Annotated in this window: 15 protein-coding genes and 1 pseudogene; 4 read left to right on the forward strand and 12 right to left on the reverse strand. The window is 68.6% G+C overall.

All coding sequences use genetic code 11. The annotated features are described in order from the left end of the window. Positions 1-42: 42 nt before the first annotated feature. Genes recD through recC form a run of 3 tightly spaced genes read right to left on the reverse strand, consistent with a single transcriptional unit; the run spans position 43 to position 8458 of the window. A complete protein-coding gene (gene recD / locus RCP80_RS22865) occupies positions 43-1803 on the reverse strand; it encodes an exodeoxyribonuclease V subunit alpha (RefSeq protein ID WP_308479853.1) in 1761 nt (586 codons plus the stop codon). Next, positions 1800-5141 carry a UvrD-helicase domain-containing protein gene (locus tag RCP80_RS22870; protein WP_308479854.1) on the reverse strand — a complete coding sequence of 1114 codons (3342 nt, stop codon included), beginning with the start codon at positions 5139-5141 and terminating at the stop codon, positions 1800-1802. The genes recD and RCP80_RS22870 overlap by 4 nt, the downstream gene beginning before the upstream one ends. Next, complete coding sequence (recC, locus tag RCP80_RS22875; RefSeq protein ID WP_308479855.1) at positions 5141-8458, reverse strand: exodeoxyribonuclease V subunit gamma; 3318 nt, start codon at positions 8456-8458, stop codon at positions 5141-5143. Before recC ends, RCP80_RS22870 begins: the two co-directional genes overlap by 1 nt. Before the next feature lie 94 nt (positions 8459-8552). On the opposite strand from recC, the gene RCP80_RS22880 reads away from it, so the two are divergent. Next, positions 8553-9695, forward strand: coding sequence for an amidohydrolase family protein (locus tag RCP80_RS22880; RefSeq protein ID WP_308479856.1), 1143 nt, complete (start codon positions 8553-8555; stop codon positions 9693-9695). Positions 9696-9697: 2 nt separating this feature from the next. Here RCP80_RS22880 and RCP80_RS22885 read toward each other — a convergent pair. Further along, positions 9698-11001 (reverse strand): annotated as a pseudogene (locus tag RCP80_RS22885) (cytochrome P450). A 174-nt stretch (positions 11002-11175) separates the two neighbouring features. Between RCP80_RS22885 and RCP80_RS22890 the strand changes: the two are divergent. Next, positions 11176-11742, forward strand: a complete 567-nt coding sequence (locus RCP80_RS22890) for a hypothetical protein (RefSeq protein ID WP_308479857.1) — start codon at positions 11176-11178, stop codon at positions 11740-11742. 80 nt (positions 11743-11822) lie between these two features. On the opposite strand, the gene RCP80_RS22895 is transcribed toward RCP80_RS22890, so the two are convergent. From RCP80_RS22895 to RCP80_RS22905, 3 genes are all read right to left on the reverse strand, one after another. After that, on the reverse strand, positions 11823-12281 hold the full coding sequence (locus RCP80_RS22895; protein WP_308479858.1) for an SRPBCC family protein: 459 nt from the start codon (positions 12279-12281) through the stop codon (positions 11823-11825). Positions 12282-12307: 26 nt separating this feature from the next. Next, positions 12308-13606 (reverse strand): maltokinase N-terminal cap-like domain-containing protein, encoded by a 1299-nt coding sequence (locus RCP80_RS22900; protein WP_308482989.1) that lies wholly within the window; start codon positions 13604-13606, stop codon positions 12308-12310. A 97-nt stretch (positions 13607-13703) separates the two neighbouring features. Then, positions 13704-14849: an RNA-guided endonuclease InsQ/TnpB family protein gene (locus tag RCP80_RS22905; protein ID WP_308479859.1), complete on the reverse strand. Its 1146-nt coding sequence runs from the start codon at positions 14847-14849 to the stop codon at positions 13704-13706. Between the two features lie 22 nt (positions 14850-14871). Between RCP80_RS22905 and tnpA the strand changes: the two genes are divergently transcribed. Continuing rightward, complete coding sequence (gene tnpA / locus RCP80_RS22910; RefSeq protein ID WP_308479860.1) at positions 14872-15315, forward strand: IS200/IS605 family transposase; 444 nt, start codon at positions 14872-14874, stop codon at positions 15313-15315. 94 nt (positions 15316-15409) lie between these two features. Here the strand turns inward: tnpA and RCP80_RS22915 are convergent, their stop codons facing one another. The 5 genes from RCP80_RS22915 to RCP80_RS22935 form a co-directional block, all read right to left on the reverse strand. Beyond that, positions 15410-16456, reverse strand: a complete 1047-nt coding sequence (locus tag RCP80_RS22915; protein WP_308479861.1) for an ABC transporter ATP-binding protein — start codon at positions 16454-16456, stop codon at positions 15410-15412. After that, positions 16453-17268: an ABC transporter permease gene (locus RCP80_RS22920; protein WP_308479862.1), complete on the reverse strand. Its 816-nt coding sequence runs from the start codon at positions 17266-17268 to the stop codon at positions 16453-16455. The genes RCP80_RS22915 and RCP80_RS22920 overlap by 4 nt, the downstream gene beginning before the upstream one ends. Further along, a complete protein-coding gene (locus RCP80_RS22925) occupies positions 17265-18119 on the reverse strand; it encodes an ABC transporter permease (RefSeq protein ID WP_308482990.1) in 855 nt (284 codons plus the stop codon). Before RCP80_RS22925 ends, RCP80_RS22920 begins: the two co-directional genes overlap by 4 nt. 1 nt (position 18120) lies before the next feature. After that, entirely contained in the window at positions 18121-19230 is a 1110-nt protein-coding gene (locus tag RCP80_RS22930; RefSeq protein WP_373693397.1) for an ABC transporter substrate-binding protein, read from the reverse strand. Between the two features lie 161 nt (positions 19231-19391). Next, the gene (locus tag RCP80_RS22935) at positions 19392-20369 is read right to left on the reverse strand and encodes an esterase family protein (protein ID WP_308479863.1); all 978 of its coding nucleotides are present in this window, start codon (positions 20367-20369) and stop codon (positions 19392-19394) included. Positions 20370-20658: 289 nt separating this feature from the next. On the opposite strand from RCP80_RS22935, the gene RCP80_RS22940 reads away from it, so the two are divergent. Further along, positions 20659-21285 carry a TetR/AcrR family transcriptional regulator gene (locus tag RCP80_RS22940; protein WP_308479864.1) on the forward strand — a complete coding sequence of 209 codons (627 nt, stop codon included), beginning with the start codon at positions 20659-20661 and terminating at the stop codon, positions 21283-21285. The last annotated feature ends 17 nt before the right edge of the window (positions 21286-21302 follow it).

Below are 21302 nucleotides of genomic sequence, written 5' to 3' on the forward strand. Positions count from 1 at the left end.
GATCTCGGCGTGGCCGGAGCTCTCGGCGTGACGGCCGGAAGTTCAGCTCTGCTGTAGCCGCCGCCGCAGTCCGGTGGCGCGCACGACCCGACGCGCCAGTGCGGCGCGCACCTCGGCCTCGGTCCCGACCACCCGGACCTTGTGTTTGGCCCGGGTGACGGCGGTGTAGAACAGTTCGCGGCTCAGCAACCGGGAGTCCTCGGGCGGCAACAACACCGTGATTTCGCCGGCTTGGCTGCCCTGGCTCTTGTGAATCGTCATGGCGTGCATGGTCTCCACCTCCGCGAGGCGGCTGGTGGCGAAGTCCACCACCCCGGCGGCACCGGCGATGGCGACCCGCAGCATCCCGTCGGCCAGCACCGTGACGCCGGTGTCACCGTTGTACAGGCCCAGTCCGTAGTCGTTGGCCGTCACCAGCACCGGACGCCCGACGTACCAATCGGTCCAGATCAGCTCCCCGGTGTGCTCGACCAACCAGCGCTGCACCTGCTGGTTCCAGCGCCGCACCCCGTGCGGGCCCTCCCGATGCGCGCACAGCAGCCGATGCTCATCCAACGCCGCCAACGCCGACGTGGACGACCGCGCCGCCGCCGCGCGCACCGCCAGCGCGTGCGGCATCAGCACCTCGCGCAGCGCGTCCACCGGATCGGCGGTCTGCACGAACTCGACGTGGTCCCCGCCGGCGTGCAACACCTCGAGTACCGCGTCGGCGTCGCCGCGCTGGATCGCGCCGGCCAACACCCCGATCGTGTGCCCGAACCGGTGCGAGGTGGTCAGCGCGGCCACCCGGCCCTGCCCGCCCAGGCCCTCCACGAGATCGGCCAGCACCGCACCCGCTTCGACGGAGCTGAGCTGATCGGGGTCGCCGACCAGAATCAGTCGGCTGTCCGGGCGGATCGCCTCGAGCAGTCGGGCCATCATGGTCAACGACACCATCGAGGTCTCGTCGACGACGATGACGTCGTGCGGGAGCCGATTGCCGCGGTGATGCCGAAACCGCGACGACGTGTCCGGCCGCGAGCCCAGCAGCCGGTGCAACGTGACGGCCTGCAATCCGGTCAACCGCGCCCGGTCGGATTCGACGAGGTGGCCGATCTCCAGTTCGACCGCCTCCTGCAGGCGCGCCGCGGCCTTACCGGTGGGCGCGGCCAGTGCGATCCGCAAGGCGGGCCGACCCGCCAACTCGGCCTGCTCGGTCAGCAGCGCCAACAACCCGGCCACCGTCGTGGTCTTGCCCGTGCCCGGCCCGCCGGTGAGCACCGTCGTCAGTTGGGTCACCGCGACCTCGGCGGCGGCCCGCTGCTCGTCGGAGCCGGACCGGTGAAAGACCCGGTCCAGCGCGGCCGCCAGCGCCGGACCGTGCGCCGGTACGGTGCTGGTGAGCCGGCCCAGCAGATCGACGCACACCTGCTCCTCCTCCCGCCAGTAGCGGTCGAGATAGAGCAGGCCCTCGCCCTCCAGATGCAGGACCGGCGGCGTGGCCAGCAGCGGGCTGGCCCGCACCGCGGCCACCCACTGCGCCGGCTGCGGCCAATCCAGCTCGGGCGCACCGGAGTCCGCGGCCACGGTGGTGAGGTCGACACACACCGAGCCGGCGCGCACCGCGCGCACCGCCAACGCGACTGCGAGCGTGACGGTTTCGTCGACGTCCTCATCGCAGAGCTGCGCGAGCCGGGCGGCGACGTGCACATCGGCGGCCTCGAGCACGCCGGCGGCGTTGAAGTCCCGCAGCAATCCCGCCGCGCCCAGCACCAACCGCCGGTCGACCGGGTCGCGGGATTCGGTCACCGAGGGCGCGGTCATGCGGCCGGCCTTCCCGCGGCCAGCAGATCCGAGAGCGCGACCACCAACTGCGGCGGCGGGCGCCACCCGAACACCCCCGCGGGCTGACCCTCGTGCACGGGAGTGTCCGGACCGCACATCCCCCGCACGAACAGGTACAACACCCCGCCGAGGTGGCGCTCGGGGGTGTAGCCGGGTTGGCGCCACCGCAGAAACCGGTGCAGCACCACGGAATACAGCAGCGCCTGCAGCGGATAGTCGGCGTGCAGCATCGCCTGCACCAGCTGCGGCAGCCGGTAGTCCGCCGAGGTCACCGGCCGCTCCGGCGCGCCGAGGCGGTTGGTCTTGTAATCCACCACCAGATAGCGATGATCGCCGCCGGCCCCCGGCACCCGCAGCACCACGTCGATCGATCCCGACAGATAGCCGCGCAGCACCTGTCCACCGAGGTCGGTGCTGCGGAGCCGCTCGGCGTACCCGGCCAACGGATCCCCCGGGTCCAGCTGCTCACCGAGCAGCCGCCCCATCTCCGAAAGCCGGATATCGGCGACCTCGGTCGCCAGATCGCCTCCGGCCAACGGGATCTCGAAGTCCAGTTCACGCAGCCGGTCGGCGAACCCGATATCGCGCAGCGTCAACCCGTTCGCCAACGGTCCCAGCGGGGTGTCGTGCATCGGCACCAACGCCGCGGCCAGTTCCGTCGGCGCGGCGTCGACGGGCCACCACACCTGATGCTCGCGGACCTGCTCGGCCAGTTCGGCGGCCAGGTCGGGGGCGTGCGGGTCGGCGTGTTCGAGGACCGCGTGCACCAGCGAACCGAACGCGGCGCCGGCGGGCAACTCGCTCATCGGCGACACCATCCCGGCGGCCTGCTCCGCCGGGCGTTCACCGGACTCGGTCAGCTCGGGGCCCTCATCGTCCTTGCCCGCGGTATCCGGCTCACTGGACACCCCGGGCGCCGGCGCATCGGCCGCCCCCCGCAGCAGCGCCGAGTACGAGGTGCGACGCCACGTGGTGTCGATCGACCGGTGAAAGTGCCTGGCGCGCAGATCCTTCGGCAAGTCCGGTCGCGGGATGGCGACGGGCGCGTGGAGCACCGACGCCTCGACGGTCGGGCCGCCGGCCGCCTGCCAACCGGCGAAGATCTGCTGCGCCTCGTCGTCGGAGGGCACCGGCCCGCAGCGCTCCGGCACGCCGCGTTCCCCCACGCCACGGCCCCGCAGCAGCCGCGACAGCCCGCCGTTGGGTTCGTCGTAGGACGGTGCCCACCACGCCACCACCTGCGACTGGGCCCGGGTCAGCGCCACATAGGTCAACCGGATGTCGTCGTTGGCGGCCTCCATCTTCCCGAGGCTCTCGACGGCCCGGTAGTCCGGGCTGTCCGCACCGCCGATGTGCAGGCATCGGATGTCGTTGTCGTGGAACAGCACGAAGTCCCGGGACTGCAGGTGGCGATTGAACGCGAACGGCAGATACACCACCGGGTACTGCAACCCCTTGCTCGCCCACACCGTCATGATCTGCACCGCGGTCGCATCGCTGTCCAGGCGGCGGTTGCGTTCCCCCTCCGGGGCGCTGGCCCCGACCCGGGCGGTGCGTTGGGTGCGGAGCCAATCCCGCAGCGCCGGAAGGCTGTAGCGCTCCCGGTGGCCGGTCTCGTGCAGCAGTTGCGTCAGGTGCGCCAGGTCGGTCATGTCCCGCTCGCCGCCCTCGACGGCGAGCACCCGCCGGGACATGCCCGCCAGTTGCGCGGCCTCGAACACCGCGGCGATCCCCCGCTCGCGGCCGTGATCGGCCCACTCGCGCAGCGTGTTCGCGACCCGGTCGGTCAGCGCGTCGCCCCCGACGGCCAGCGTCTCGGCGGTCTCACCGAAGAACATCGTGGCCGCCGCGGCCCGCACCAGCCCGCTGCGGTTCGGCTGATCGAACGCCTCCAACAGCACCAGCCAGTCCTCGGCGGCGCGCGAGGCGTAGACGTCGGTATCGCCGTTGTACACCGCGGGGATGCCGGCCTGGGTCAGGGCGTCATGGCAGGTGCGGGCGTCGCGGTGGGTCTCGACGATGATCGCGACGTGCGCGGCCCGCACCGGCTCGCCGTCGAAAGTTGCGGTGCTGGTGATTAATTCACTGATATCGGCGACCAGGTCCGCGGTGATGTGTTGGCGGAGCCGGTCCATCGCCACGGTCTTGTTCTGCCGGGTGCCGAAGTCGTCGCGGCGCACGACCCGCAGCCGCAACGGATCGTTGTTCGGCGCGCCGACGAGTCGATGCCCGCGGTGGCGGGCCTCGACCTCGTGCACCACGATGTCCTCGTGGCCCAGCGCCGCGCCGCGCAACAGCACCTGCAGCCGGTCCACCAGCGCGGCGTCACTGCGCCAGTTCTCGGCCAACGTGAGGCGCTCGTCGGCGGTGCGGGCGGCCTCCAGGTAGGTGACGATGTCGCCGCCGCGGAACGCGTAGATGGCCTGTTTGGGGTCACCGATCAGGATCAGGGTGGCCCGGCCCGCGAACGCCCGCTCGATGACCTGCCACTGGACCTGATCAGTGTCCTGGAATTCGTCCACCATGACGATGGCCCAGCGTTGCGCCATCCGGTCCGCGGCCGCGGTGGTGAGCGCGTCACCGTCCGGCCGCAGCGCATTGGCCAGCCGGGACAGCAGGTCGTCGTAGCCGAGGATCCCCAGCCGACGCTTCCGGGTCTCCAGTTCGTCGACCACCTCGGCGGCGAAGCTCAGTCGCGCCGCGGCCTCGGTGTCGGGAGCCGGGTCCCGGGGGCGCAGTTGCGTGCCGGGGTTGGCGACCACCTGGCGTGCCAGTTGCAGAGCGACCTCGCGGGTGAACGGCGGATCCTCGGGTTGCTGCCCGAACCGCGCCAGGTACAGGTCGTCGACGACCTCGGTGAGCACATCCTCCAACCCCTCGACCAGGCGCACCCCCGAGTCGGTATCACCGGCTACGCCCAGTGATTTCAACACCATCTGACAGAACTGGTGGATCGTGGCGATGGTGGCCGCGTCGAATCCGGACAGCGCGTCGCGCAGACGTTGTCGACGGTCCCGGAGGTCCTCGGCGGAGCCGGCGCGCAGGGCGGTGACGATGTCGTTGTCGGTCGACGCCGCCGGCCGGTCCAGGGCCTCCACGGTGTCGCGGATCTGCCCGCGGACCCGCTCCCGCAGTTCCTGGCTGGCCGCGCGACTGAAGGTGATCAGCAACATCTCGTCCAGCGTGGCCACCCCGTCGGCGAGGTACCGGGTCACCAATCCGGCCAGCGCGAAGGTCTTTCCGGTGCCGGCACTGGCCTCCAACACCGTGGTGGACCCCGGGATCGGCAACGGCCCGGTCAGGTCGAAACGCTCCATCACGGCTCCCCCCGCTCGGCGCGCAGCAGCGGTAGCCACAGCCGCGCGGCATAGGCCCCCAGCCGGGTGGGCTCGCCGTCGACCTCCTCGCCGGGACGGGTGGGGGCCAGCAGCGCGTCCAACCGGGCATGGGGACCCCACACCTTGACGTAGGCGTCGTCGGCCTGCTCACCGGGAAACCTGTTGGTGTTCCAGCGGAATCCGGCCTGGCGTTCGGGGTCGCCGCCGCCGAACCGCGCCTCGGCCCAGGCGTAGGACGTCTTCACCGGAAGCGGCAACGGTTCCCGCCGCCCGGCGTCGTAGAGCGCCACCAGGTCGCGCAGCACGTCGACCGGCGCACCGTCGGGGGTGCCCAGCACCCGGATCGCCACCTCGCCGGCCCGCCGGTCCCGGCCGATGCACACCGCGATCAGGGGGCCGCGCGGCCGATGTGCGGCCACCACCAGCAACCGGATCCACGCGTCGATGAGCTGCTTGGGTCCCAGTCTCGAATAGGTCACCGAGACAATGCGATCCGCGTACACGCCGGAGACCGTCCCGATGAGCCGACGGTCGCCCAACTCCACATCGACGTCATAGGCGGCCGCCGACGAGTCCCGGTAGCGGCGGGCGGCCAACGCCAGTTCCCGGGCCTGATCGCGGATCTCCTTGGCCTTGCGCATCCCCAGCCGGCCCGGCGGCAGGGCACCGCGGCGCCATTCGGCGTTGGCCGCGTCGTCGGGGTGCATACCGCGCAGCATGTCCCCCAGCATCCGGTCCCCGACTCCCCACTCCTGCAGCGCGTTGACCTCCACCGGCATCGCGTCGTCGATGCCGTCGACGTCCCAGGGCAGGGTGTAGTCGAGCGCCCGGAAGAACCCCCGCACCGGGTCCCGGAAGAATCCCAGCAGGTCGGCGATCGACACGTCGTCGCGCGGCGGTTCGGGCAATGGTTCGGCGCAGAACTCGGGCCGGGGTGGTCGCTCGCCGGCCGCGGCCCGCGCGGCCACCAGCGCCGTGGTGTCGAACGTGAAGGACTCCGTCGGCGCCGCCCCCAGCGCGCCCGGGGTGACGTTCTTGACGTCGAAGGGCTGCAACGGTTGCCGCACCACGATGCGGTCCCGCACCGGGTGCTCGGTGGTGCGGTCCAACGCGTCGAGCAGTTCCATCAGCGGCACCGCGGGCGGCCGGACGGCACCCGAATGCTCGTTGCAGCCGGTGTAGGTGACCACCAGTTTCTCGGTGGCCGCACAGATCGCGTCGAGCAGCAATTGCCGATCCTCGGACCGGATGTCGCGCTCGCCGGTCAGCGGGCGACGCGCCAGCACATCATCGCCGTCGACCAGGCCCAGCCGCGGGAACAGTCCGTCGTCGAGACCCACCAGGCACACCACCCGGTGCGGCACCGACCGCATCGGGACCATGGTGCACACGGTCAACGTCCCGGTGCGGAAGTTCACCCGGGTGGGCCGCCCGGCCAGGTGGTTGCCGAGCAGTGCGCGAATATCGCTGAGCCGCAACGCCGTATCGGCGTAGTCGGCCGCGTCGGCGAGCACCCGGGCGAACTCCCGGTGCAAATGACCCGGCTGCCACGCGTCGTCGCCGCCGACCCGGGTCAGCGCGGTGACCCCGTCCTGCAGGGCCGTCAGCCACTCCGCCAGCGTCCGGGTGCCGGTCAGCGCTTCGATGCGGTGGGCCAGCCGGTCGACGAACTCGGCGAAGCGGCCGGCCAGTTCGACCCGGTTGCTGCCGACGTCATCGAGCGGCAGCGTGGTGCCGATCCAGGCGCGCGAATCATCGGACATCGCCACCCCCGACAGCACCCGGTCCAGACCGAAGCGCCAGGTGTTCTGCACATAGCCCTGCAGGCGGTAGGGCTCGCGATGCGCCTTGTCGAAGCCCCATCGCACCCCCGATTCCCGCACCCAGGTGGTGATCGTGTCCAGGTCGTCGTCGGTGAAGCCGAACCTGGCGCGCACCGGTTCGGCGGTCGCGAAGTTCAGCACCTCGCCGGCGGTCGCCCGCCCGCCGGCCAGCGCCAACAATTGCGCCGCCACCCCCAGCAGCGCATTGGTCTGGGTGAGCGCGCGATCGGCCAGGCGCACCCGCAGTTGGTGTGCGGGGTGGCGGCCCGGGGCCACCTCGCCGAGGCCGAACCCCGCGGCGATCAGCGGCGCGTAGGTCTCGATGTCAGGGCACATCACCAGGATGTCGCGTGGCTCCAGTGTCGGGTCGTCGGCGAGCAGGCCGAGCAGCACCTCGCGCAGCACGTCGATCTGGCGCGCCGGTCCGTGGCAGCTGTGCACCTGGACGGAACGGTCCGCATCCGCGAGCACCCGGGACTGCGGCCGGACCTTGTCGTCGCGGATATCGGACTGCAACCAGCCCAACAGGGTCTCGGGGTGGGCGGCGGGTTCGGCGGCGTCGTCGACGGCCGGCTCCGCCGCGGCCTGCAGGCTGGCCTGCAGTTCACGCAGGTCGCGGCCCAGCGTTGCGAGCAGGGGGTGCGCCACCCGGTGGTGGCTGAGGTCGTCGCGCCGCCGGATGGGACCGCGGGCATCGGACAGCACCCGCCACAAAGCGTCGCTGGGATGCGGCAGCCACAGGTGCAGGTCGTGCTGCGTCGAGAGCGCGCCCAGCAATTCGATATCGGTGACCGACAACCGGGTATGCCCGAACAGCGAGATCCGCGCCGGCAGGTCCGACGGTGAGTCACGCAGGCGCGCAACGGCTTTGTGATGCCGGACCGGAGGCGGATCGGCGTCCACCCGGGCACACACCGCGCGCCACAGCTGCGGTTGCCAGTCCAGGTCGGCATCCAACGACCCGCCGGCACCGTCGGTGTGTCGCCCCGCCGACCAGTCGGCGAGCAATTGCGGACGCTGCGCGGCATAGGACGCGAACAATCCGGCGATGCGCCGCGCCACCGCGTAGCGCCGCCCGCGGCGCAGGTCGGCCTCCCCGGCCGGCAGGTCGTCGACCCGGCCCAAGTGGGTGGCCAGGGTACGGCACCACGGCTCGTCGACGGCGGCGTCGATGGCGGCCAGCAGCGGCCAGGTGAGCATCTCCGGCGACCAGGGGTCGGCCGCTGCCGTGTCGGTCAGCTCCGCGATCAGCGAGCGCGGGGATCGCAACGACACCCCGGCGCACACGCCGTCGTTCCCCCCGCCCCGCCCCAGCACGTGCGACAACCGCTGGGACAGCCAGCGCTCGACACCGCGGGCCGGCACCACCACGAGTTCCGTCGCGAACGGATCGGGCAGGGGCGTGGCCAGCAGCCGGCCCAGCCCGTCGGCGAGCAGGTCGGTGCGTTCGGCACGGTGGAGGTGGAAGGTCATGGCAAGCCCAATCTAGAGTGCCCCGCCGACAGCTTTGTTCCAGTCGGGCGCTTTACCGGCGATCTCGTTGGTAGCGTGGCACCAGGAGGCCCACATGACTGCCCACACCACTCCACGGAGGCCGGCCGCCGAGCGCGTTCCGATCCGCTGCGTGGATTCCGACGTTCATCCGATGCCCCGCACCGGGGAGTTGATGCAGTACATCCCCGAGCCGTGGCGCACCAAGTACTACTCGTCACATAAGTTCGGCGACCTGATTTATTACGACGCCCCGGATTACGCGCACTCCTATGCGATGCGGCTGGACACCTTCCCGCCCGACGGCGAATTCGCCTGCAGCGATCCGGATCTGGCGTTCAAGCAGTTGATCATGGATGCCGGTGCCGATATCGCGATCCTGGAACCCGGTGCGTATCCGGCGCGGCTGCCCGAGGCCGATCACGCGATGAGCCAGGCCCTGAATTCCTGGCAGGACAATCACTGGCTGGATTCGCACAACAACTGGCATGAACGCTGGCGCGGCTCCATTTGCGTGTCCATCGAGGCGCCGGAGTTGGCGGCCGCCGAAATCGAGAAGTGGGCCGGCCATCCATACATGGCACAGGTGTTGATCAAGGCCGAGCGGCGCCCCTCGTGGGGTGACCCGATGTACGACCCGGTGTGGGCCGCAGCCACCAAACACGACATCACCGTGTCGTGCCACCTGTCCCGCAGCCACTTCGAGGAATTGCCCATTCCGCCGGTCGGTTTCCCGAGCTACAACCACGACTTCATGGTCAGCTACTCGCTACTGGCGGCCAATCAGGTGATGAGCCTGATCTTCGACGGTGTCTTCGACCGCTTCCCGACCCTGCGGATCGTGTTCGTCGAACACGCCTTCACCTGGATCCTGCCGCTGATGTGGCGCATGGACGCCATTTACGAGGCCCGCAAACAGTGGCTGGACCTCAAGCGCAAACCCAGCGAATACGTCAAGGACCACATCAAATTCACCACCCAACCGCTGGACTACCCGGAAGACAAGACCGAGCTGACCCGCGCGTTCGAGTGGATGGAATGCGAAAAGATCCTGCTGTTCTCCAGTGACTACCCGCACTGGACCTTCGATGACCCCCGCTGGCTGGTCAAACACCTGCCGGAACACGCGCGCGAGGCCATCATGTTCCGCAACGGCATCGAAACCTACAAACTGCCCGACACCGTCCCCGCGTTGGAAGGGCAGCTTCGAGTCTTCTGATCTCAGCCCGGGGTCCAGGCGACCGGCAGCCGCTTGATGCCGTGCACGAACGCCGAGTGCAGGATTGCCGGCTCCTGGACCGCGACGATGTCGGGGACCTCGCGGCGCAGCTCCTCGAACAGCACCCGGATCTCGCGGCGGGCCAGATTGGCGCCGAGGCAGAAGTGCGCGCCACCGGCGCCATATCCGATATGGGGTTGGGGTTTCGGCGGACGTCGAAGGTCCACGGGTCGGCGAACTTCGTCTCGTCGCGGTTGGCCGAGTTGTACCACATCGATATCTTGGCGCCGGCCCGCAGCGGGACGCCACCGACCTCGACATCGCGGGTGAGGTTGCGCCGCATGAAGATGATGGGCGACGCCCACCGCACGATCTCCTCGACCGCGGTGGGCGCCACCCCGTCGAAGTCGTTCCACCACTTGGCACGTTCCTCGGGGTAACGCGTCAAGGCCACCATGCCGTGGCTGATCGCGTTGCGGGTGGTCTCGTTGCCCGCGGCGGTCAACAGTAAGAAGAACGACCCGATCTCGGCCGACGACAATGTTTCACCGTCGACCTCGGCCTGCACCAGATTGGTGGTCAGATCGTCGGTCGGGTGCGCGCGCCTCGATTCGGCCAACTGCACCCCATACTCGCCGAGTTCGAGCACCACCTTGACGATCTCGTCGTAATCCCCCGAGGCCTCCTCGTCCCCGCTGCCCATGATCACCGTGGTCCAGTGGAAGACCTTCGCCTCGTCCTCCGCCGGGATGCCCATCAGGTCGCAGATGATCTGCAACGGCAGCGGACCCGACAGCGACTCGACGAAGTCCGCGTGGCCGTCGGGGTGGCCGGCCCGCAGCTCGGCCACCAACTGTCGCGACCGGTCCCGGACGCTCTGCTCGAGGCGCGCCAACACCTTGGGGGTGAAGGCCCGGTTGACGATGCCGCGCAGCCGCAGGTGCCGCGGGTCGTCGAGGGTGATCATCGACCCGAGGTATTCGGCGATCTCGGGCGCGACGTCGTTGAGCGAGGTGCTGGTCGGGCTGGAACTGAACAGATCCGGGTGCCGGCTGGCGAAGTGCACGTCGGCGTGTCGGGTCAGCGCCCAATGCCCGGCGCCGGTGGGGAAGCCGGCCACGAAATCCGGGGCTTCGAAGTATTTGACCGGGGCCTCACGGCGCAGCGTGGCGAACGCGCCGTCGCGGTAGTCGTCGTCGGCGGCCCAGAAGTCGACGGATCCCAGGTCGACATCCGCCAGCGGTACTTGCGGCGGTGGCAGTCCGTTCTCGCGGCGGTCGATGGCGGTATTGGTCGTTGCAGTCATGAGCGAACCCCCCACATCAAAGTGTGACACTCGTCACGTCATCCGCCAACGCACCGCGCCAACAGGCACTTCACCACGGGGCTCGGCGTGTCACTACCCCGATTCCGGCCGCGACGGGTGTATACGCAAGTGAAACGGGAGACATTTGGGGTTCGGTCTGCCAGTCTCTATCGGATGAACCCGACTGTGAGTGCTGGTCGCCGGCTGGCCGTCGTCGCCGCCGTCGTGGCGCTCGTCGCGGGGGTGATCGTCGCGGTGATGGCGCTGGACCGCGCGCGGGATGCGTTCGTCGCCCAGCACGCGCGGCCGCTGGCCGTCGGGGACTGTGTGGCGGTGGATTCCGCGGTGGCGGGTGCGGAGTCCGTCGAGGTCGAGGCTCGCCGCGCCGCGTGCAGCGCGGACCCCAGCTACACCGTCGGCGCCCTGGCCACCTCGGCCGGCGACTGCCCCAGCGACGAGTACCAGCACTTTCCGGGCCCGGCCGCCGACCGCGTGACCGCCAGCCTGTGCCTGGTCCCCAATCTCGTCGCCGACCACTGTTATCGCTTGGGCGTGCCGATCGGGCTGGTCGAACGCGCGGACTGCGCGGCACCATCCGGCGATCTCGACAGCGGCCTGCTGGTGCAGATCACCCGCCGCCTCGAGGTGCGCGACCAACACGCCTGCCCGTCGGTCAACGGCCAGTACGCCTGGCCGTACCCGTCACCGGCGCGCACGTATTGCACCGTCACCGTCTTCTGAAGACCGCCCAACCTCACCTTCGGGCCGCAAAGTTCGAGTGGACGACGGCAGAACCTCGGTTTCGGCGCGCCGCACCACGCTCAGCCCGGTTGTTCGACGACGTCCTTGATCCGGTTGAGCGTCTTGGTCATATCGCGAATGTTGCGTCGCTTGCGCAACTGTCCCCCCAGCAGACCGAACAACGTCGTGAGGACCCCCTGCTGCATCCGGAAAGACTCGGTGACGTCGGTGCCGTCGCCGGCCGGTGCCAGCTGGTAGCGCCAGTTGTTGACCGCCCGGTCGCCGATGAGGACCTCGAAGCCGAAATCGCGGCCGGGCTCGCACGAGGTGACCCGGCAGGTGGTCCAGTAGACCGGCCCGATCTCGTTGCGCCGGACGTGCCCGCGGAACTTCGCGCCGACGGCGGGACCGGTGGCGCCGTCGAGCCACTCCGCCTCGAAGGTCTCGGGGCTGAACTTGCCGGTGTTGCGCACGTCGGCGATCAACTCCCAGATCTGATCGGCCGGCGCCTTCATATGTACCGTCACCGAAGCTTCCATGCTGGTCCCCTGTCTCGTAGGTGGTGTCAGTCTGGTCCAGTCGCGCCGGTCAGGGTCCCGATTGACCGCAGCGGGATGGGCAACCAATCCGCGCGGTAGCGAGCCTCATAGGCAGTTTCGTAGACCGCCTTGTCCAATTCGTAGGCCGCCAACACCTTGGCGGCCTGGCGCGGATCGAACCCGGCCAGGTCAGCGTAACCATCGCAGAATGCCCCGCGGTTGTGCCCGCTCCACTCCAGCGCCGCCGAAATGTCCTGTCCGCCGCGACCGACCAGCGGTTGAAACGCCGCATACTCGTAGGACCGCAACATCCCTGCGACGTCGCGCAGCGGCGAATCCGGCCGGCGCCGTTCCTCCAGGGGCGCCCCCGGCTCACCCTCGAAGTCGATCACCAGCCAACCCGTGGGGGTGCGCAAAACCTGACCGAGATGCAGGTCGCCGTGGATGCGTTGCACCACGATCTCTTGGCCCGCAACGCTTTTGAAGATATCGGCGATCCTCGGCTGATACGGCGACAGTTCCGGCACCTCGGCGCATGCGGAGTCCAGTCGGGCCAGCGCGGAGTCCACCGGGAAGGTGCCCGACGCCGTTCCCAGCTCCGCCGCGAGCGCGGCGTGCACCGAGGCCACGGCCTGTCCGAGTTGGTGTGAGGCCTCGGTGAAGTCCCCGGCGCCCCCCGCGTAATGCCGGCCGGCGGCCGCGGTGCCCAGCGCCCAACCCTCCGCTGAGCCAGCCGCGAAGACCGTCACCATGCCGAGCGGACACGGCTGCCCGTCCCAGGTGGTCTCGAACGAGGCCAGCAGACGCGCGACGTGACGGTTGCCGATGTTGCCGAGGACCCGATTGAGCTCGATGTCGGGGTTGATGCCGACGTTGACCCGGCGAAACACCTTCAGGATCGCCTGATCGCCGAACACCACGCTGGTATTGCTCTGCTCGGCACCCGAGACCCGCGACGGCGCGTCGACGGGCAACCCGACCCCCGGTTCGACGCTGAACGCCACGTCCCCGCGGGTCGCCCCGGCTCCACACAACTCCAGCAGATGCCGCACCGACGCTGCGTCGTAGAGCGCGTCGTAGGCCGTGCGGCCCCGCACGGCGCCGATGGTGGCGATATCGGGATAGTCGGTGCGCTTCTCGGCGGACCACAGCACCACCACCTGATACCGCTCGGTGCTGCCGTCGGCGTAGCTCACATCGAGCAGCACCAACTCCAAGTCCGCCCGCAGCGCGGTGATCGCCGCCGCACTGACCGCGGTTTGGCGCCGGTTGCGGCCGGCATACCAGCGTTGCCGCGGCAGCCATTCGGCGAACGGCAGGGTTATCGGCTTGACGTCCTCCCGGCCCTGAAGGGTCGGGATTCCTCCTGCGAACCTGCGGCTCGCTGCGGTGGGTTCCTGTTTCACTGAGCCGTGCTCTCCGCTAGGCGGAGAGACTGACCGGCTCTCCGCAGGCGTTTAGCCTCTCCGCACGTCCTGCGGCGAGGATGTTCCTGGCTGCGTTCAAGTCTCGGTCGTGGACCGCGCCGCACCGGCACGTCCACTCCCGAATACTGAGCGCTTTCTTGCCGTCCACCGCGCCACATGCACAGCACAGTTGCGACGACGGGAAGAATCGGTCCACTTGGCCGAAGGTCCGGCCAAACCTGTTGGCCTTCTCCTGCAGTAGCCGGGTGAAGATCGCCCACCCGGCGTCGTGGACCGACTTCGCCATGCGCGTGCGCGCTAAACCTGTGACGCACAAGTCCTCGACGTAGACCGCTTGGTTCTCGCGGATGATCTGCATCGAGTGCTTGTGCGCCCAGTCCAGCCGGGAGTCCCGCACTTTGGCGTGGGCCTTGGCGACCGCGACGCGTGCCTTGGCCCGGTTGTTGCTGCCCCGCTGCTTGCGGGACAATTCCTGCTGCGCCTTCCGCAATTTGCGTTCGGCACGACGAAAAAACCTCGGTGAACCAATCGTCTTGCCGGAGGACAGGACCGCGAACGTGGTCAGTCCCAGATCGATGCCCACCTCGGAATCCACCGGGGGCAGTGGCGCGTCGTCGAGCTGCACCACGAACGACGCGAAGTAGCGGCCGGCGGCATCCTTGATGATCGAAACGCTCGACGGCTCCGAGGGAAGCTCCCGCGACCATGCGACTTTGAGTTCGCCGATCTTCGCCGCATACAGCTTCCCGTTGGGGCGCAGGCTGAATCCGTTGCGGGTGAGCCGGATTGCCTGCCGGTTGTCTTTGCGTGACCGGAACCTGGGAGCCCCGAGTTTGCGGCCCTTGCGCTTGCCTGACAGCGAGTCGAAGAAATTGCGGTACGCCACCCTCGCGTCCTGACACGCCTGCACCAGCACCACCGACGACACGGCGGACAGCCAAGCCCGCTCCGATGTGGCCTTCGCAACGGTGACCACACGCTTCTGCACATCGGTATCGCTGATCTTCACCCCGGCCGCATGCGAGGCCTGCCGAAGCCGGATGCAGTCGTTGAACACCACCCGCGCGCACCCGAACGCCTGAGCCAGCGCGCCGCGCTGGCTCGGCGTCGGATAGAGGCGGTAGTTGTATCGCAGCTGCACACCCCAAAAATACCTTCGCTCTATGACACCAGATCCGGAATTTCGACGCGGTCCCAGCGTAGTTTCCATGCTTCACGTTCATTTGGTCTTCGTCACCAAATACCGGCGCGGCGTACTCACCGACGAACTGCTCAACCTCTGCGAAGAAGTGCTGCACAACGTATGCCTGGACCTCGAGGCCGCCCTGGTGGAGATCAACGGCGAACACGACCACATCCACCTTCTGATCGAATACCCACCCAAGGTCGCTATCACGAAACTCGTGAACAGCCTCAAAGGCGTCTCCGCCCGCAAACTGCGCGATGAACTCCGCTACTGGACCAACCAGCACAGCACGAACGGACACCTGTGGAGCCCCAGCTACCTCGCAGCCTCCTGCGGAGGTACCCCGCTCAACGTTGTGAAGCAATACATCGAAGACCAGAAACGGCCCAGTGCCCCCGAGAAAGGAAAATTGATACCCTAACCCGGCACTGAAGGACCAGGCTTGCGCGCTACATTCCTCGGTCATGGCGTCCATTGTCGCCTCGCGTACCCACCCACGCGCACACTCAAGCTGTCTAGTCCGCCACCACCAGGACGGGCACCGGGTCGACCCGCACGTCGACCCGGGTCCCGGCGCGCAGCTTCCGCGCCCGCGCCCCCGACATCTCCGCGACGACGTGCACCCCGCCGAGCAACCGGACCCGGACCCGCGAGACCGGGCCCAGAAATGCCACGTCGACGACGACGGCCTCGCCCGCCGGATCCACCACCAGTTGCACGGCCTCCGGGCGCACCAGCGCCGTCCCGGACCCCCGGACCGAACCCGGCAACGCCGGCACCCGCACGCCCAGCACCTGCACCCCCGCGTCGGTGACCCGCGCCGCGATGCGGTTGCTCAGCCCGACGAACTCCGCGACGAACGGCGAGGCCGGCGCGGCGTAGAGATCGACCGGGGTGGCGATCTGTTCCAGCCGCCCGCGGTTCATCACCCCCACCCGATCACCGACGGCCAGCGCCTCCTCCTGGTCGTGCGTGACGAACAGCGTGGTGATGCCGACTTCGCTCTGGACCCGCCGGATCTCCGCGCGGAGTTGCACCCGCACCTTGGCGTCGAGCGCCGACAACGGTTCGTCGAGCAACAGCACCCGGGGTTCGATGGCCAGTGCCCGGGCCAGCGCCACCCGCTGCTGCTGCCCGCCGGAAAGTTGGTCGGGGAACTTGTCCCGGTGCGCCAGGAGCCCGACGAGTTCGAGCATCTCCAGCGCGCGGGCGTCGCGTGCTGCCGGAGATCGGCCGCGCAGCTTCAGCCCGAACGCGACGTTGTCGAGCACGGTCAGATGCGGGAACAGGCTGTAGGCCTGGAAAACCATGCCCATGTCGCGCCGGTTCGGCGGCACCGCGGTAATGTCCCTGCCGGCCACCGAAATCCGACCGGACGTCGGCTCGTCGAGCCCGGCCAAGATTCGCAGCGCGGTCGTCTTTCCACATCCGGACGGGCCCAGCAGCGCGACCAGTTCGCCGGGCTCCAGCTGCAGACTCAGCCCGTCCAGGGCCCTGACGTTGCCGTAGTCCCGCGTGAGGCCGGTGAGGTCGACGGCCACCCCGGCCGCCCGCGCGCTCACCCGGGCACCCCCGCGACCGGGGCCGCCGCGGCCGTCCGGTTGCGTCGACTCCGCCGGGCCGGCAGCGAAAGCGCCAGCAGCAGAACGAAAGCGAACAGCAGCACGGCCAACGATGCCGCGACCGAGGTGGGTCCGTCGCTCTTGCCGATCGCCACGATCTGCACCTGCAAGGTTTCGTAGCCGGACAGCGCGGCGATGGTGTACTCGCCGAGCACCACCGCGATCGAGATGAACGCGGCCGAGAGCACGCCGGTCCAGATGTTGGGCAAGACCACCCGCAGGATCGTGGTGGTCCAACCCGCGCCCAACGAGCGGGCCGCCTCGCTCAGGGTGCGCAGGTCGATCGACGACAGCGCGGAATCGAGTGCGCGGTAAGCGAAGGGCAACACCAGGACGACGTAGACAAAGGTGAGCACCAGGGCGGACTCGCCCAGCAGGTAGGTGACCCACAGGTAGACGTTGCGCAACCCGACCACGATCACCAGTGCCGGAATGACCAGCGGTAGCAGGCACAGGAATTCGACCAACCCCTTGGCCCACGGCGCCCGCAACCGCACCCAGATCATCGTCGGCACCAGCAGCACCAGCATCAGCGCGACGGTCAGCAACGCCAACAGCACCGACACCACAATGGCCGAGAACAGTGCGTTATCGCGAACCAGATTCGACCACGCCGCCAGCGTCCGCCCCTCGCCGAGCAGGTTGCGGGTGGAGAAGTCGGCCATGGCGTAGATCGGGAACAGGAAGAACACGCCGAACGCGCCCGCCAGCGCGGCCCGAACGGTCTTGGGGCGCACCTTGGTTGAGGTCATCGCAGCCACCTCGCGGTCCGCCGCATCAGCAGGTTGTACCCCGCCATCACCAGCGCGACGACGACGATCATCTCCAGCGCCAACGCGTAGGCGAAGCCGGCCTGACCCAACACCACCTCACTCGTCAGTGCCGACCGGATCAACAGCGGCACAATGGGGCTGCCCTGGCTGACCAACGCCGCGGCGGTCGCATACGCGGCGAAGGCGTTGGCGAACAACAGCAGAGCCGAGCCGAGGAAGGCCGGGGCCAACAGCGGAAAGCCCACCTCACGCCAGTACTGCCAGTCGGTGGCACCGAGGCTCACCGCGGCTTCGCGCCACTGCTCGCGCAGGCCCTCGAGAGCGGGCAGAAAGACGATGACCATCAACGGGATCTGGAAATAGGTGTACACCAGGATCAGCCCCGGCAGACCGTAGAGCCAGCCACCGTCGGCCAGGTTCACGCCGAACAGGTCGACCACCCACACCGTCAGCACGCCGTTCAGGCCGATCATGGCCAGAAACGCGAAAGCCAGCGCGACACCGCCGAACTGGGCCAAGACGCTGCAGAGCGCGAGCACCATGCGGCGCACCACCGAGTCCGACGGGCGGTGCAGGATCAACCACGCGAGCACCGCTCCGAAGGCCGCGCCCAGGACCGCGGTGGTGCCCGAGAGCACCACGCTGCGTCCCAGTGCCAGCAGTGCGGTGGGCGAGAACAACGCGCCGATCCGCTCGAGGGTGAAACCGCCGTCGGCGATGAACGCGTTGGCCACCACCGTCACCGTCGGGATGATCAGGAAGATACCGACGAAGACGAGGAACGGCAGCAGCGGAAGTCCGGCGCGGAGTCGGCGTCCGGCGGTGATCAGATCAGCCAATTGCCGTGGCCCAGTTCTCCGCCAGGTACTTGGCCGCGGCCTCGGTCTGCTCGTGGGTGGGGATGACGACCATCCCGTCGATGGGTGGGAGCCGGTCGAAGGCTGCCGGATCGAAGGTGGTGGCGTGGATCATCGCGTCGGCACGCACCGGACGCACGCCGCCCCGGGCGAACAGGTTCTGGCCCTCGTCGCTGAAGAGGAACTCCTGCCACAGCCGGGCCGCGGCCGGGTGCGGCGCATCGGCGTTGATCGCCTGGTAGTAGAAGCCGGCGACGGCCGCGTCGTTGGGCACGAACACCGTCCAGCCGGGTATCCGTTCGCTTTCGATGCCGTTGAGGTAGTTCCAGTCGATGACGACCGGGGTCTGGCCGGAGGCAATGGTGGCCGGTGTCGGATCGACCGGCAGGAAGTTGCCGGCCTCGTTCAGCTTCCGGAAGAACTCCACCCCGGGCGCGATGTCGTCAGCCGATCCGCCCTGCGACAACGCCGCCATCAGGACGCCGGAGAACGCGGCGCCGGCCTGAGTTGGATCGCCGTTGAGCGCGACCTTGCCCTTGAACTCGGGCCGGAGCAGATCATCGATGCCGGTCACCTCCGGCAGCGAGGTGGCGTCGTACCCCACCGACATGTAGCCGCCGTAATCGTTGACCCAGGCGCCGTCGGGGTGCTTCAGCTGCGCCGGGATCTCGTCGAAGGTCGCCACCTTGTACGGCGCGAACATGGCGACGTTGGTCAGTGCCACCGACTGGCCGAGATCGAACACGTCGGGCGCGCTGCTCTTGCCCCGCTGTTGTCTGGCGGCGTTGATCTCCTCCTGGCTGGAGGCGTCCGGCTGCAGCGAATTGACCTCGATGCCGTAGGTCTGACTGAACGCCTCGATGATCGCACCCCAGTTGGCCCAGTTCGGGGGTAGCGCGATGACGTTGAGCTGCCCCTCGGCCTGCGCGGCCTCGATGAGTCCCGCCATGCCGCCGAAGTCCGCCGCGGAGGTGGCTTTCGCGGCCGTGCTGTCGCCGGTCGCCTTCTCCGGCGGCGCGCAGCCGGCCGCCATCGTGAGCGCGAACGCAGCGGCGGCGAGGACGAGCGGCCAGGGTGTCTTCATGGGGACAAACCTTCCGATGAGCACACAACGATGTGCTGTCGCGACGATGACCACCGCCCGAACAGGAACCGACAATGCCGGTCAAAGGCTACCGACAGCGCCCCCACAAACACGAAATCCCCCAGCGCTTGCTGGGGGATTCCGTGCTACGGAGTCGTCGATCAGATCAGGTGAGCCTGCAGGTCCGGGATCATGGACTGCAGCTCCCGGCCCCAGTACGCCCAGTTGTGCGTGCCGTTCGCCGGGAAGTTGAACACACCGTTGGTGCCGCCCGCGGCGAGGTAGTTGTCGCGGAAGGTCTCGTTGGTGCGGATGGTCAGGCCCTCCAGGAAGGTGGCCGGCAGGTCGCCGCCGCCCAGCTCGTTGGGCTGGCCGTTGCCGCAGTAGATCCAGATCCGGGTGTTGTTGGACACCAGGCGATCGATGTTGACCATCGGGTCGTTGCGCTTCCAGGCGCTGTTGGGGTCTTCGGTCTTGCCCCACATGTCGTCGGCCTTGAAGCCGCCCGCGTCACCCATCGAGATGTTGATCAGGAACGGCCACCAGCCCTCGGACGGGTTCAGGAAGCCCGACATCGAGCCGGCGTAGGTGAACTGGTTCGGATGCCAGATCGACAGGGTCAGCGAAGCCGAACCCGCCATCGACAGTCCGATCGCGGCGTTGTTCGTGGAGCGCACCGCGCGGTTGGCCGACAGCCACTGCGGCAGCTCGGAGGTCAGGAAGGTCTCCCACTTGTAGGTCCGGGTCGGACCCTTGTTGCGGGCCGGTGCATACCAGTCCGAGTAGAAGCTGGACTGGCCGCCGACCGGCATGACGAGCGACAGGCCGGAGTCGAGGAACCACTCGAAGGCCTGGGTGTTGATGTCCCAGCCGCTGAAGTCCTCCTGAGCGCGCAAACCGTCCAGCAGGTAGACCGCCGGTGAGTTCTCGCCGCCACTCTGGAACTGGACCTTGATGTCCACCCCCATGGACGGCGACGGCACCATCAGGTACTCGACGGGCAGACCCGGCCGCGAGAACGCACCGGCGGTGGCGGTGTTCCCGGCGAGGCCGATCAGCCCAGGCAGCGCAGCGGTCGCGATTGCGGCCACACCCACCCGACGGGCCCAAGTCCCGCGTAGTTTTTGAATGAACTTCATACTTGTTCCAGCCAATCTGTGTGTACGACGCAATTCCGCCGTGCTTTGGACTCAGCCGCGTCCCACCGCGGCGGACAACGTCTTCATCGCGGCATCCGACACATTCATTACGTCATCGATTCGACACATGAGTTTCCCCTCGACGGGTGACCCTACAGGCAGACCACCCGCTTCGATAGTCGAGGGGGTGTCGAAACAGTCAATCCTGCACCCTAGACGACGCGCGCGCCGCGACGCCCCTCAGGTGTCTGTCCGTGACATTCACCTAGCCTGGCGCTAGCGTGACAATATGGTCCGACCAGCGCAAACGCTGCGCAGTGAGCGCACCCGAGCGGCATTGCGGCAGGCCGCGCAGGTCCGGTTCCTGGCCCAGGGCGTCGAAGCGACGTCCGCCGAGCAAATTGCCGCCGACGCCGGGGTTTCCCTGCGGACGTTTTATCGCCATTTCACTTCCAAACACGATCTGCTATTCGCCGATTACGACGCCGGATTGCAATGGTTCGCCACGGCGCTGGCGGCCCGCCCCGATGACGAACCGGTCATCACCGCGGTGCAGAACGCGATCTTCGCGTTCCCATTCGACAACGAGGCGGTCACCAAGATCGCGGTTTTGCGGGCCGCCGAATTGGACCCCGAGCGCATCGTGAGCCACCTCCGGCAGGTCGAGGCGGACTTTGCCGCGGCGGTACAGAAGCGGCTCGCGCGCACCCACGGCGCGACCCTGACGCGGCCCGACGGCGCTCTGCACGTCGCGGTGGCCGCCCGGTGCATCGCCGCGGCGATCTTCGGCGCCATGGAGGTGTGGATGCTGGACGGCTCGGCCGGCGAGCGCTCGCTGCCGGAACTGGCTCGGATGTGCCGCGAAGCGGTGACATCGCTGGAAACCGGCATCCTCGCGCCCCTTGTTTTGTCATAATTGACAAAACTTTCGTT

The organism is Mycolicibacterium sp. MU0053 (assembly GCF_963378095.1).
Lineage (GTDB): Bacteria > Actinomycetota > Actinomycetes > Mycobacteriales > Mycobacteriaceae > Mycobacterium > Mycobacterium burgundiense.

Excerpts from the sequence above, each read along its gene's own strand:
- RCP80_RS22930 (WP_373693397.1), bottom strand. The coding sequence starts at position 19,230 with ATGAAGACACCCTGGCCGCTCGTCCTCGCCGCCGCTGCGTTCGCGCTC.
- RCP80_RS22940 (WP_308479864.1), top strand. The coding sequence starts at position 20,659 with ATGGTCCGACCAGCGCAAACGCTGCGCAGTGAGCGCACCCGAGCGGCA.
- RCP80_RS22870 (WP_308479854.1), bottom strand. The coding sequence starts at position 5,141 with ATGGAGCGTTTCGACCTGACCGGGCCGTTGCCGATCCCGGGGTCCACC.
- recD (WP_308479853.1), bottom strand. The coding sequence starts at position 1,803 with ATGACCGCGCCCTCGGTGACCGAATCCCGCGACCCGGTCGACCGGCGG.
- recC (WP_308479855.1), bottom strand. The coding sequence starts at position 8,458 with ATGACCTTCCACCTCCACCGTGCCGAACGCACCGACCTGCTCGCCGAC.
- RCP80_RS22895 (WP_308479858.1), bottom strand. The coding sequence starts at position 12,281 with ATGGAAGCTTCGGTGACGGTACATATGAAGGCGCCGGCCGATCAGATC.
- RCP80_RS22890 (WP_308479857.1), top strand. The coding sequence starts at position 11,176 with ATGAACCCGACTGTGAGTGCTGGTCGCCGGCTGGCCGTCGTCGCCGCC.
- RCP80_RS22935 (WP_308479863.1), bottom strand. The coding sequence starts at position 20,369 with ATGAAGTTCATTCAAAAACTACGCGGGACTTGGGCCCGTCGGGTGGGT.
- RCP80_RS22880 (WP_308479856.1), top strand. The coding sequence starts at position 8,553 with ATGACTGCCCACACCACTCCACGGAGGCCGGCCGCCGAGCGCGTTCCG.
- RCP80_RS22920 (WP_308479862.1), bottom strand. The coding sequence starts at position 17,268 with ATGACCTCAACCAAGGTGCGCCCCAAGACCGTTCGGGCCGCGCTGGCG.
- tnpA (WP_308479860.1), top strand. The coding sequence starts at position 14,872 with ATGACACCAGATCCGGAATTTCGACGCGGTCCCAGCGTAGTTTCCATG.